The organism is Methanoregula sp., from assembly GCF_002835825.1.
In the GTDB taxonomy this organism is placed as follows: domain Archaea; phylum Halobacteriota; class Methanomicrobia; order Methanomicrobiales; family Methanospirillaceae; genus Methanoregula.
The window spans coordinates 1-12138 of sequence record NZ_PIZH01000022.1 but is presented as its reverse complement, the minus strand read 5'-3'; the positions used below and the strand labels follow the sequence as shown (position 1 = coordinate 12138).

14 protein-coding genes are annotated in these 12138 nt (G+C 59.9%); 5 read left to right on the top strand and 9 right to left on the bottom strand.

Going from position 1 to position 12138, the window contains the following annotated elements:
• Positions 1-30: 30 nt before the first annotated feature.
• The 4 genes from CW742_RS01690 to CW742_RS01675 all read right to left on the bottom strand — a co-directional run bounded on the left by CW742_RS01690 (position 31) and on the right by CW742_RS01675 (position 4206).
• Positions 31-630, bottom strand: coding sequence for a DUF2179 domain-containing protein (locus CW742_RS01690; protein WP_292415751.1), 600 nt, complete (start codon positions 628-630; stop codon positions 31-33).
• Positions 631-749: 119 nt separating this feature from the next.
• Positions 750-1595, bottom strand: coding sequence for a hypothetical protein (locus CW742_RS01685; protein ID WP_292415749.1), 846 nt, complete (start codon positions 1593-1595; stop codon positions 750-752).
• 92 nt (positions 1596-1687) lie between these two features.
• Entirely contained in the window at positions 1688-2539 is an 852-nt protein-coding gene (locus CW742_RS01680; RefSeq protein WP_292415747.1) for a thiamine pyrophosphate-dependent enzyme, read from the bottom strand.
• A complete protein-coding gene (locus CW742_RS01675; protein WP_292415745.1) occupies positions 2536-4206 on the bottom strand; it encodes a 2-oxoacid:acceptor oxidoreductase subunit alpha in 1671 nt (556 codons plus the stop codon). The genes CW742_RS01680 and CW742_RS01675 overlap by 4 nt, the downstream gene beginning before the upstream one ends.
• A gap of 190 nt (positions 4207-4396) precedes the next feature.
• Between CW742_RS01675 and CW742_RS01670 the strand changes: the two genes are divergently transcribed.
• Entirely contained in the window at positions 4397-5287 is an 891-nt protein-coding gene (locus CW742_RS01670; RefSeq protein WP_292415743.1) for a HEAT repeat domain-containing protein, read from the top strand.
• Between the two features lie 26 nt (positions 5288-5313).
• Here the strand turns inward: CW742_RS01670 and CW742_RS01665 are convergent, their stop codons facing one another.
• The 5 genes from CW742_RS01665 to cutA form a co-directional block, all read right to left on the bottom strand.
• Entirely contained in the window at positions 5314-5700 is a 387-nt protein-coding gene (locus CW742_RS01665) for a response regulator (protein ID WP_292415741.1), read from the bottom strand.
• A gap of 155 nt (positions 5701-5855) precedes the next feature.
• A complete protein-coding gene (locus CW742_RS01660) occupies positions 5856-6131 on the bottom strand; it encodes a DUF1894 domain-containing protein (protein WP_292415739.1) in 276 nt (91 codons plus the stop codon).
• Positions 6119-6592, bottom strand: a complete 474-nt coding sequence (locus CW742_RS01655) for a DUF1890 domain-containing protein (RefSeq protein ID WP_292415737.1) — start codon at positions 6590-6592, stop codon at positions 6119-6121. The genes CW742_RS01660 and CW742_RS01655 overlap by 13 nt, the downstream gene beginning before the upstream one ends.
• A gap of 82 nt (positions 6593-6674) precedes the next feature.
• Complete coding sequence (gene fdhD, locus CW742_RS01650; protein ID WP_292415735.1) at positions 6675-7406, bottom strand: formate dehydrogenase accessory sulfurtransferase FdhD; 732 nt, start codon at positions 7404-7406, stop codon at positions 6675-6677.
• Entirely contained in the window at positions 7403-7741 is a 339-nt protein-coding gene (cutA, locus tag CW742_RS01645) for a divalent-cation tolerance protein CutA (protein ID WP_292415733.1), read from the bottom strand. The genes fdhD and cutA overlap by 4 nt, the downstream gene beginning before the upstream one ends.
• Positions 7742-7847: 106 nt before the next feature.
• On the opposite strand from cutA, the gene CW742_RS01640 reads away from it, so the two are divergent.
• From CW742_RS01640 to CW742_RS01625, 4 genes are all read left to right on the top strand, one after another.
• Positions 7848-8996 carry an LL-diaminopimelate aminotransferase gene (locus CW742_RS01640; protein WP_292415731.1) on the top strand — a complete coding sequence of 383 codons (1149 nt, stop codon included), beginning with the start codon at positions 7848-7850 and terminating at the stop codon, positions 8994-8996.
• A 65-nt stretch (positions 8997-9061) separates the two neighbouring features.
• Complete coding sequence (locus CW742_RS01635; RefSeq protein ID WP_292415730.1) at positions 9062-10354, top strand: nucleic acid-binding protein; 1293 nt, start codon at positions 9062-9064, stop codon at positions 10352-10354.
• A gap of 82 nt (positions 10355-10436) precedes the next feature.
• Positions 10437-11414, top strand: coding sequence for a DNA repair and recombination protein RadA (gene radA / locus CW742_RS01630; protein ID WP_292415728.1), 978 nt, complete (start codon positions 10437-10439; stop codon positions 11412-11414).
• A gap of 79 nt (positions 11415-11493) precedes the next feature.
• On the top strand, positions 11494-12138 hold a 645-nt coding region (locus tag CW742_RS01625; protein WP_292415726.1), incomplete at its 3' end, for a phosphoglycolate phosphatase.

Sequence of the window (12138 nt, the reverse complement as noted above, 5' to 3'; positions counted from 1 at the left end):
GGTATTGGTTGCGGGAGGGAGGAGTATCCCTCATTTCCCCTTCGGGCGGAGGTTCAGGAGATCTGCCCACCGGAGGAGTGCATGGGAGTTATGGGAAGGGAAGACTCCTTCTGCCACTGATTTGACATCCTCGACCGAGTAGAAGGCATCGGGATTGAAGTCCTTGATGATCGAGACGACATGCGGGAGATCCTGCCGCTTGATGATGGTGAATATGACCTTCACCCTGCCCTTGCCCCCCTCCCCGTCGAGTGCCGTAACGCCGAACTCGTGCGAACGCAGGACCTGGAGGAGCCGGGCCGGGTCCTCATCCGTGATGATCCGGACAATGGCAAGGCCGAGCGAGAGCCGCTCCTCGATGGCCATGCCGATGATGGTGCCGGTTGCGAACCCGGCTCCGTACGCAAGGTAGCAGACAACATTGGTGAGGTTATTCATCACCTGCCCGATGGCAACCAGCCAGATGATCACCTCAAAGAAACCGACGATTGCGGGCAGGTAACGGATCCCTTTCGAGACGAAGATCACCCGGATCGTGTCAAGGCTCATGTCGCAGACACGGGCAAGGAAGATCAGGACGGGTACAATAACAAACGCAAAGATTTCGGGGGTGATGAGCGATCCCGTCATCAGTACCGGATATCCGGTGTATCCTGTTAAGGATTGTGGTGGCAATCCAGCAGGAGGCAATCATAGAGGACCGCATGATACGTATGACTGCTCCCCTGTCTGAACAGCCATCATGGGAATTATCCGGGCGGGGCAGGGATGGTGATATAATGCCGGGACAGGTACCACTGGAGTGCTGCCAGGATACCTGCACTGAGCAGGGCTGCGGCGAGGACTGCGGGATAGTGCAGGGAGACCTGTGCAGGGTCCAGCCACCCGGCCGTGAGCCAGACAAGGCTGGCCGTAACCACAATCGAGACCGCCCAGACATCCCGCACGGCAAAGAAGAAGAGGGCAGAGAGGGCGCCGGCCGAGAGGAAGCGGAGGAAAGATACCGGGGTCACGGCGTCCGGAAAGTGCGCCGTCAGGGAGAGGCCAAAGAGCAGCGCCGATACAGCCGTCCCGGCAAGGATGGCAACGAGTGCCCCCCGCTCGCGGACGAACGCCTGCACGTGCGTCCCGGCAAGGACACAGCAGACCATGGCAGTAGCAATGCCGGTCGGCAGCAGGAGAAGGTATACAAAAACGAACCCCGGGCGATCGGTGGCAAAGGGATTCTGGAGGACAACTGCCATCCAGACAATCAGCAGGGTCAGGCCGGCCATCAGGAGGGTGCGCCGCGTGGATCGGAATCCCAGCTGGTGCATGTTGGCATCCCCCCGGAGGAATGCCTGCCGCATGAGCGCCACGGGGACAAGGATCCCGATAAAGATACAGGTCATCAGGGTATAGAAGAGCAGCCCGAAGGGTTCCGGGTGCAGGAAGACATGAGGCCATCCCTGGAAGAGGAAAATCTCAAGGATCCAGGCACCGGAAAGGATGAGGGGGAGGAGGATCAGGCGGCCGGTGGCAGTCTGCATCCAGTCCCACGGACCTCCGGGCTGTTCGGCCGATCCGGCCTTCCGGTCATTTTCCCTGCTTCTCACGAATGCTCTCCTTCTTCCGGTAATTCCCGGCCCTCGCGGTAACCCGGGGTCTCCGTACGAGGGCACTCTTTTCATCCATGGAACCGCCCGGGTTAAATCCGTGCTGCAATGATGTCCCGGACTGCCTGCTCCCTCTCGGATGCTGTCCTGTTGGGTACTGCCACCCGTTCGCCGAACCCCGGCATGCTCTTCCGGTACAGGACCCCGAGCGCTATGCGGGCATCGGAGTTGTAGTCCCATTCCCGGGCAAGGAGGCAGGCTTTCTGAAAGTCCGCGGGATCGTGGTCGGCCGGCTCATACACCCGCGGGGTATAGTAATCGGCCGCCGGGAAGAAGGTTGCACAGATCTGGAGCACGTCGATGAACGAGAATCCCTTGTGGGCTACCCCCTCCCGGATCAGGGTTTTGAGCTGGTCCATCTTCTTCGTGTACCCGCGTGCAATGAACGTTGCCCCGCAGGCAAGCATCAGCTCGACCGGGTTGAGCGGGAGTTCTGCCGTACCGGAAGGCGTTGACTTCCCCTTAAATCCCAGCGGGGACGTGGGCGTGTACTGGCCCGTGGTAAGGCCGTACACCCGGTTGTCGTGGACAATGACCGTGATGTCGATGTTCCGTTTCGCGGCAAAGACCAGGTGATCGAGCCCCTCCGCGTAACAGTCCCCGTCGCCGCAGCAGCAGATCACCGTGAGGTCAGGGTTGGCCAGCTTGATCCCGGTCGCTACCGGGATCGTCCTGCCGTGGAGGGAGTAGAAACTGTTGATGTTGAGGTAATCGGCAATTTTCGCATGGCAGCCGATCCCCGAGACGAGGACCACGTTGTCAAGCGACCGTCCTTCCTTCTCCCATCCGTCAAGGAGCGCCTTGAGCGTGTGCTGGATGGTAAAATTCCCGCACCCTGGGCACCACGTGTTCTGGACATCCGTGATCAGGTTCCGGCCGGTCATAGGATCACCTCCTGTACTTTTGCCAGCAGGCTCTCGTACGTGAACGGGCGCCCGTCATACCGGAAGATCTCCTCATCAACGGCGATGCCGTATTCTGACGCAATCGCTGCCAGTTGGCCGGTCGCGTTCTCCTCAACGCAGATAAGTTTTGTCGTGCCGGAAAGGGCAACCCTGAGCTGGGTTGTGGGGAACGGTTCGAGGACAACCGGCTGGACCACCCGGAGCCCAAGGGCATCTCCCACTTCAGCAGAGACACCTTTTGTCGACCCCCAGCAGAGGAGGGCCACGGGAGCATCCGCCTTCCCAAGGACATTGACCTGCGGGAAGGTGTTCATTGCACGGGCGAGCGCCTCCTGCTTCCGGAGCCGCTTTTCTGTCATCAGGGAGACCATGTCTCCCTCTTCTGTCGTATACCCGTATTCATCGTGGGCATAGCTGTTCACTTTCACGACCGCACCCGGGGTGCCGGGGAATGCAGGAGGCGAGACTCCATCGGGCATATCGGCATAGCGGCGGTACGGGAGTGAGGGGGATGCGGCCCTGCCCGGTCCCGCAGGCCCGTCTTCCCGCGAGGGGAGTGCAGCGGTGTCAACACTGTAAGTCCCTTCCGACAGGGTCTTGTCGGGAAGGATGAAGGCCGGGACCTGGAACTGCCAGGCAATGTCCAGTGCAATGGCGGACCAGGCGAGGGCCTCACCGGCATCGCCGGGGGCAACAATCAGCCGGGGGAACTCCCCCTGCCCGGCGTGCAGGACGAACTGAAGCTCGGACTGCCCGGTGTACGTGGGAAGACCGGTCGATGGCCCCGTCCGCTGGGAGACCACGAAGACAAGCGGCAGCTCGGCCATACCGGCAAGGGAGAGCCCCTCGGTCATCAGGCAGAACCCTCCACCGGAGGTGCCGACCGCTGCCTTTTTTCCGGCATAGGCAAACCCGAGCCCCATCAGGACAACGGCGATCTCGTTCTCCGGGTGGACAACCGTGATCCCGAACTTCTCTTTCTCACCGGCAAGGAAGTGCAGAAGGCTTGACGAGGGCGTCATCGGGTAGGAGACATAAGCATCAAGCCCGCCCCGGATAAGCCCGAGCCCGATCGCTTCGTTCCCGGTCACCAGGGAAAGCGGCGGGCTCCCGCGTTCCGGGATCTTCCGGACAACCGCGAGCTGGTCGTACGCCCTCCTTGCAACCTTCAGGTTCAAATCCGTCCCCTTCGGGAGCGCTGCCCGGAACACGTCCTCGACCTGTGCCCATTCTATACCGGCAGCCTTTGCAAAACCGCCGATCATGACAGAGTTCCCCATGATCTCCGGGGCCTGCTCAGCTGCAAGGATTGCTTTGACAGGGATGCCCTGGCCTTCGGACTTCACCAGATCCGCGTTGAAGACAAACGCGGTACCGTCATGGACCATCCCCTGGTGCCGGGTCACGGTCTCCTGGTTTAAGGCAAGAACAAAATCCACCTTCTCCCGGCAGGTTCCCACCTCGCGGGTGGCGGCACGGATCACGGCGAAGTTATGCCCCCCGCGGATGAGCGAGGGGTAATCGAAATACAGGTAGATCCGGTATCCGAGCCGGCTCATCAGCCGGGCTACCAGTGCACCGGCATTGTTGATCCCATCCCCTGCTCTCCCCCCGACAAGAACCGATACTTCCCGTTCTTCTGCCATGGTATCTCCGTATGATACGGTGCTGCCATGGTGCGTATATACGTTGGCATGGTTGCACGAAACATGCCCGGAAAAACCGGAATCAGCCCGGATATCCTTATCCCTGCCCCGGATCTCCCCGGATCCTGCTCATTCGGCATATTCAAATAGCACGAAACCAATCATCAGAACAGGGGTGAACAGACTGGAGATGCAGAATACAGGTACCGACAGGAAGGCCTACTCCATCCACACGACAAGCGGCATGGACATGGACGGGCTCATCAAGGCGATCCGGCACCAGAACCTCGGGATACGGTGGCGGGCTGCCCTTGCACTCGGGGACATCGGGGAGCCGGCAATCAAGCCCCTGATCCGTGCCATGCGGGAGAATGACCACGATATCCGGTGGCTGGCCGGCCTTGCCCTTGGGCATATCGGGGAGCGGGCGATCCCGCAGCTGCTCCGGGCATTGTCCGAGGAGGACCACGATGTCCGGTGGCATGCAACCCGGGTCCTTGCCGGGATGGGGCCGGTGGCGATCCCCCCCATGATTACAGCCCTGCATGACGAGGACAGCGACACCCAGTGGCGGAGCGCCTATGTCCTTTCGATCATCGGGGAACCTGCCGTGGAACCGCTGATCCTTTCCCTGAAGGACCCGCTCTGGTGGGTCCGGGTGCGGGCAGCGTGGGCCCTCGGGGAGATCGGAGACACGCGGGCTGTCGAACCGCTGATCCAGTCGGTGAACGACATGGACTGGTTCGTCCGTTGGAGCGCTGCCGACGCGCTCGGGAAGATCGGCGACAAAAGGGCCGCAGTCTGCCTCTCCAAGGCCCTCAAGGAACCGGACTCGTTTGTGCAGGTCCCGGCCACCTGGGCGCTCGGGAAGCTCGGGAGCGATGCCCCGGTCGATACCCTGATCCAGTGCCTGAAGAGCGGTGACTGGTACGTGCGCTGGGGAGCCGCAGATGCCCTCGGCAACATCGGCGATGCCCGTGCGCTCGATGCCCTCCGGGCACTTTCCGACGACAAGGACGAGTACGTCCGGCGTGCAACAGACAACGCAATTACAAAAATTGAGAGAAAAGCCGGTACCTGACAGGACTGCACGGGGCCGGTATCCCGTTACTTTTTCAGCAGATCTTCAAGGATTGCCTTCATGTCAGTGATCTTGTAGGGCTTGGTGAGCTTTGCGGAGAACCCGTAGTCGGCATATGCAGTGACCGCAGGGTCGTTTCCAAACCCGCTGGAGACGATGGCCTTCACCGCAGGGTCGTACTCCCGCAGGTTCTGTATCGCCTCCTTCCCGCCCATGCCTTCAGGGACGGAGAGGTCGAGGATGACGATATCGAACGGGGCCCCGGCCTCCTTTTCACGCTTGTACAACTCAACCGCGGCCGTCCCGTCCTGGGCAAACATGACATCATAGCCAAGGAACGCGAGGACTTCGTTTGTCACGTCAAGAATAATCTGCTCGTCGTCCATCAGCAGGATTTTTGCTTTGCCGGCCATGCTCACCCCGTATAGTTCCTTATTGATCTACCAGATATATAGCGATAGGGGATTGTCACCGGATGCTTTGTCCCACAACGCCTGAGTATCCCTGAGTATCACAGACTGCGAGGTACAACCTCCGGCACACAGAAAACGGGAGGAGAGTCAGGCTGTTACTTTTTCAATGCCCGGAGCCGGGCTGCCTCTGCCTTGTCCTCGACCCGGAGGAGGAAGGTCCCGTGGCAGGGTTTTGTGTACGGGAAGATGACGAAATCGCCGTCAAGCCCGATGGCGATCGGGGGGAGGCCGATGACATGGACATCGAAGACCTTGAAGCCGGGCTGCACGTCAATGGATTCCTTGAAATGGCCCCGTATGTAGTCCCGCGATTCCTTGAATGTCGCGTCCCGGAGGACGATCTCGTAGTTCATCGATTCTACGCAGCCCATGGTGCCACCTCGTCGATTGCTTTCTTCAGGGGAAGGGGGTTGTGGACGGCCTTTGCCGCTATGACCGTGCAGGGGAAGTCGATCTTTTTTGCCTGATCCTCGAAATGCTCGCCATACACCAGGCCGTAGAGTTTTGCCTGCGAAATTGCCCCAAGTGTTGCCGCGTAACTGACCCCCGCATCATTGTGGATGAAGACAAAGCAGAAGTCAAACGTGCGCTTACCGTCCGTGATAAGGCCTATGGCCCGGTCAAGGTCGATCACTTCCCCGAGGTAATGGCGGTCCTGGTCTGCAACCACGAGCAGGGTATTTGCCGCCTTGTTGCCGGCAACGACCGGCGTTATCCCAGCCTTCTTCAGCCGGTTGATAAGATACAGCGCAATGCTCGTCTGCACCGGCACCTGCGGGCACCCGAGCACGAGGAGAGCTGTTGCGGATTTAGCTGGTTGTTCATCTGCCACAATTGACCCGTCCCTGAATAATCGTACTTTCTTTAATCAGCCACAGGAAATAATCTTGCGTATAGAAGCAGAGGACTTATTTTTAAGCAAGCGGTGTGATTCGTCCGGGGTGCGTGTAGATCGTGAACCGGTCCCCCCGGGAGAAACCGATGAGGGTGATCCCGGCTGCATCTGCCTCGGCGATCCCTTTGTCGGTCGTTGCCGCCCGCGAGATAATTACCGGAATGCCGGCATGGGCGGATTTCCGGACCATCCCTGCGGGCTGCCGGCCGGTACAGCCGATCACGCAGAGGGAGAGATCGATACCATTCAGGACCGCATAGCCCACGAGCTTGTCGACCGTGTTGTGCCGGCCCACATCACTGCTCTTGGCAAGGAGGTTCCCGTTGCAGAAGAGCACCGAGCAGTGGACCCCCCCGGTCTTTCGCCAGAGTTCCGTCTCGATCTCCCGGGTGATAGCGATCACATCATCGGGGGTGACCCGGATATCCGACACCACCGTTTGCGCAGGAGAGATGAAACTCTGCCCTCCTGAGGATCCGGTCTCACTCTTCCTCCACTTCAGGTCGCAGCCGGTATCGGAGTAGACCAGGATCCTGTCCCCGTCAAGATTCACCTTGTCCACGCACCGGACCAGCCCTTCGCTGATCACGTACCCTGCGCCCAGTTCCCGCAGCTGGTCGCGGCTCGCAACCATCGTTGTCACCGGACTGTCGTTCAGCAGGAGGTCGAACCGGTCCTCGATGACAACCGCATCGTCGGTCTCCTGTGCAATGCCGCCAGTGACCTGGATCCCGCGATGGACATGGATCATGGTCCGCGCGTCTCCTCCAGTACCCAGGCAAGGTAGGGCAGGTGGCCGGCAATGACCGGCAGGACAATGATCTCGGGAACCTCGTACGGGTGCATGCTCTTTAATGCCCGTATGACGGCATCGGCAAGACTCCGGCGGGTCTTCATGATCAGCAGGTGTTCCTCGTCATCGCAGGCCTCACCTTTCCACCGGTACAGGGAACGTACCGGGGTGATGTTGACACAGGCAACGAGGTCCTTCTCCAGAAGGCGCTTTGAGATATCCTCTGAACGGGATAGGGGGACCGTTGACCAGATCACGCAGATCTCCTGCAGGTCTGCTTCGTTCTTTTCCATAGGTGACGTGTTGCCGTTCCCTGCTCATAAGCGTATATCCTCGCTCTCTTCCGGGCGACATGCAGGCGTTAGATTCTATAGACGCCAGCGCCAATAGTGAGTACTTATGTACGCATCACGCATGAGCAGTCTCCCGCCGTACCTTTTTGCACGGATCGACGAGATGAAAGCCGAACAGCGGAAGAAAGGCGTCGACCTCATCGACCTTGGCGTAGGGGACCCGGACCTTGCAACACCGCCCCATATCGTCGAGGCGCTCATCGAGGCTGCAAAGGATCCCAAAAACCACCACTACCCGGACTATGCCGGCATGCCGGCCTACCGGAGCGCCGTTGCCGGCTGGTACAGGAAGCGGTTTGGCGTTACACTTGATGCGAATAAGGAAGTCGTTGCCCTGATGGGTTCCAAGGACGGTATCGCCCACATCGGCGAAGCGTTCGTCAACCCCGGCGACTATGTCCTTGCCCCAAGCCCCGGCTATCCCGTGTACCGGACGGGCACGCTCTTTGCCGAGGGAACGGTGCACGATATGCCGCTTTTACGGGAGAATAATTTCCTTCCCGTGCTCTCCGATATCCCGAAAACGGTGGCAAAGGCTGCAAAGATCCTGTACATCAACTACCCGAACAACCCGACCGGCGCCATAGCCCCGGCAGGGTTCTACAAGGAAGTCGTGGACTTTGCCCGCGACAATAATATCGTCGTGGTCTCGGACAATGCGTACTCCGAGGTCTCCTTCGACGGTTATAAGGCACCTTCCTTCCTCGAAACCCCCGGTGCCATGGAGGTCGGTATCGAAATGCACTCGCTCTCGAAAACCTTTAACATGACCGGCTGGCGTATCGGCATGGCGGTCGGTAATGCCGAGGTTATCGCGGGGCTCGGCCGGGTCAAGACGAACGTGGACTCCGGGGTCTTCGATGCCGTTCAGCACGCTGCCATCGCTGCCCTGTCCGGTCCGCAGGACTGCGTGAAGGATGCCTGCAAAATCTACCAGGAGCGTCGCGACGTGCTGGTAAAAGGCCTGCAGGGCCTTGGCTTCGATGTGCCGCTCCCGAAAGCGACCTTCTATGTCTGGGTCCCCGCAAAGGACTGCATGGCCTTTGCCGGGCGTCTCCTCACCGAAGCCGGGATCGTTGCAACCCCGGGTGTCGGCTTTGGTGCCAGCGGCGAAGGCTATGTGCGCTTTGCCATCACCCGACCGGTTGCCCGGATCAACGAGGCGATCGAGCGGATGCGGAAGATGCAGCTATGAACCTCCCCCGCCACTCCATGATCAAAAGCGGCCTTCCTGTTCAAAAGTAGCGGAGGACCTGCCCTGTGCTCTTCCACCATGCGCTGGTCGACGACCTCATCACAAAAGAGGAGTTCGAACAGCGCGTAGAGAAGAAGATCGACGAGTGCGGGGACCTCGTGGACGAGCCGACTGCCGCAATGATGGTGGTCGGCGAGCTGGGCCGGGAGCACGTGAAGATCAAGGGACTCAGTGCAAAGTCCAGCCTTTTTTCTTTTTTCGGGAAAGTCGTTGACAAGACCGAGCCAAAAGAGTTCGACCGGGCCGACGGGGAGAAAGGCTGGGTCGCAACGCTCCTCCTTGGCGATGAGACCGGGACCACCCGTGTTGTCCTCTGGGATGAGAAAGCAGGGGCTGCGCTGGATGTCGAGGCTGGCGAAGTCCTCGAAGTCATTGGCCGCCACCCCGGGAAAAATACCCGGGAGATCTATGCACTGGCATTGCGGAAAGTCAGCATCGAGATCGCCGGCACGGTACAGAAAAACGGGAACGGCAGCCTCTCGAACGAGCCGGTCGACCTCAACGTTCTCCTGGTTTTCCGCGGGGAACCCCGGTCATATACCCGCCGCGACGGAACGACCGGGGAGATGGTGGAGGCCCTTATTGCGGATGCCGCGGGGACCGCACGGCTTGTTGCATGGGCGCCGGAACTCCTCCTGCCCGTGTCACCGGGAACCTGCCTCCACATTACCGGGGCAAAACCGAACCAGCGCGACGAGGGGCGGAGTTACAGCCTGGACGAGAAGAGCACGGTCGTTCCCACGGACCTGGCGGTGTCCGTCCCGTTCACGCCACCAGGTTCGGTGAGCGACCAGGGGATCTATTCCGTTACGGGCAAAGTGAAGCAGGTGCAGCAGCCCCGGTCGTTCACCACGCGGAACGGCAATTCCTCATGGGTGAGAAATATCGTAATTACTGATGGGAGCGACGACCTGAACGTTGTGCTCTGGGGCGATCATGCCCTCGTCCCGCTGGCCACCGGGGACACCATCGAGGTCTTCCATGCCACCGCAAAACCCGGCCGGTTCGGGAACATCGAGCTTGCAGCCGGCCGGGGAAGCGTGGTAAGGGTCCCCGATGAACGGGCCCGGCCCATTGTCTTCTCCGGGACCATCATCCCGGGCCCGGGGTGCACCTTCATCGACAATGGCAGCGAACGGTACCTTATCGAGGCAGACTTCCCTGCCGGGACGGAACTGAGGGTCACCGGTACAGTACAGGGCAGCCGTATCCTGCCGGAAGAGATAGTACCAATAGCGATCACGCCTGAGACGGTAACAGCGCACATAGCGTCTGTAAAGAAAGCCCTGGACGGTTGAGCAGCACTTTCACCCTGCGCACGCTGGGGGGTTTATACGCTAGTCTTTTCCATCTTGTTGTGCCATAGGAGTGTTACAAGAAATGGCTGAAGGACCACTCGAGATTGAAGATTTACCGGGCGTTGGCCCGAGCACTGCGGAAAAACTCCGGGAAGCCGGTTACCTCTCGGTCGAGAGCATAGCAACGGCATCACCGGCCGAGCAGCGTCAGATGGTTAGAAGAGAGAGGTACACGGAAAAGAAGACCATCACGGCCGCCCGGGAGGCTGCCGATGTCGGGGGGTTCAAGGCCGGCAAGGATATCTTTGAAGCACGCAAGGATGTCCGGAAACTCTCGTTCCGTGTCCCGGAACTGGACACCCTGCTGGGAGGAGGCATGGAGACCCAGGCCATCACCGAAATGTACGGTGAATTCGGTTCCGGTAAAAGTCAGATCGTCCACCAGATGGCAGTCAACGTCCAGCTCCCGGAAGAAGACGGGGGACTTAACGGCAGCGTCATCTACATCGATACAGAGAATACCTTCCGCCCGGAGCGTATCGAGCAGATGGTCAACGGCCTCGGCCTCGACAATGCTCCGGATGTCCAGGAGTTTCTTGACAATATCCATATCGCCCGGGCCCACACCTCCGACCACCAGATGCTCTTAATCGACAACTCCCGCGAGCTCGCTACCGAGCTCAAGGAGAACGGCAAACCCGTCAAGCTCTTCATCATCGATTCGCTCACCGCCCACTTCCGTGCAGAGTACGCCGGCCGGGGCACGCTTGCCGCCCGGCAGCAGAAACTGAACCGGCACATGCACGAGCTCTTCAAGCTCATCGACGAGCACAACGCCGTGGGCCTTGTAACCAACCAGGTCATGTCCAACCCGGCGGTCTTCTTCGGCGACCCGACAAAGCCGATCGGTGGCAACATCGTCGGGCACACCGCGACCTTCCGTCTCTACCTCCGGAAGAGCAAGGGAGGGAAACGCATTGCACGTCTCGTGGACAGCCCCAACCTCCCTGAGGGCGAGGCGCCGTTCATGGTCGAAGAGGCAGGTCTCAAGTCTGTGTGATATCTCCCGGGATACCGGGAACCCTCTCTTTTTTTTCTCAATCGTGATGATTTAATGCCAGGCCGCCAGAAGTATAATTGTGTTGAAAGCACTCATCACCGACATCGACGGCACCATCACCGGTCCCGACCGGAGGATCCATACCGGCGCCATCGAGACAATCCGCTCGCTCGTGGACAACGGGGTCGAGGTAGTGCTCGCAAGCGGGAACACCTCCTGCCTCATGGACGCCCTCTGCAAGATGATCGGAACAAAAGGAACGTTTATTGCCGAGAACGGGGGCGTGTACCGGATTGGGTTTGACGGTACACCCAGGATCATGGGGGATCAGGCTGCCGTCAGGGTGGCTCTTGAGGCGCTCCAGGCCTATTTCCGAAAGCAGGGAACTGAACTGAACCTCTACAGCCCGACCTACCGGTTTGCCGACCTCGCGTTCGCCCGGACCGTTTCGGTAGATGAGGTGCGGCGGCTCCTCTCCGATCACCCGGTCAACGTCATCGACACCGGGTTTGCCATCCACCTCCAGACCCCGGGGATCACCAAGGGGACCACGCTCCTGACCCTTGCCGATGCCCTTGGCAAAAAGCCGGAAGAGTTCCTTGCAGCAGGGGACTCGGTGAACGATATCGAGATGCTGCAGGCCGCCGGGATTGGCATTGCCGTGGCCAATGCCGATGCACAAACGAAAGCGGCAGCGGATTATGTTACAACAGAGCCTTACGGC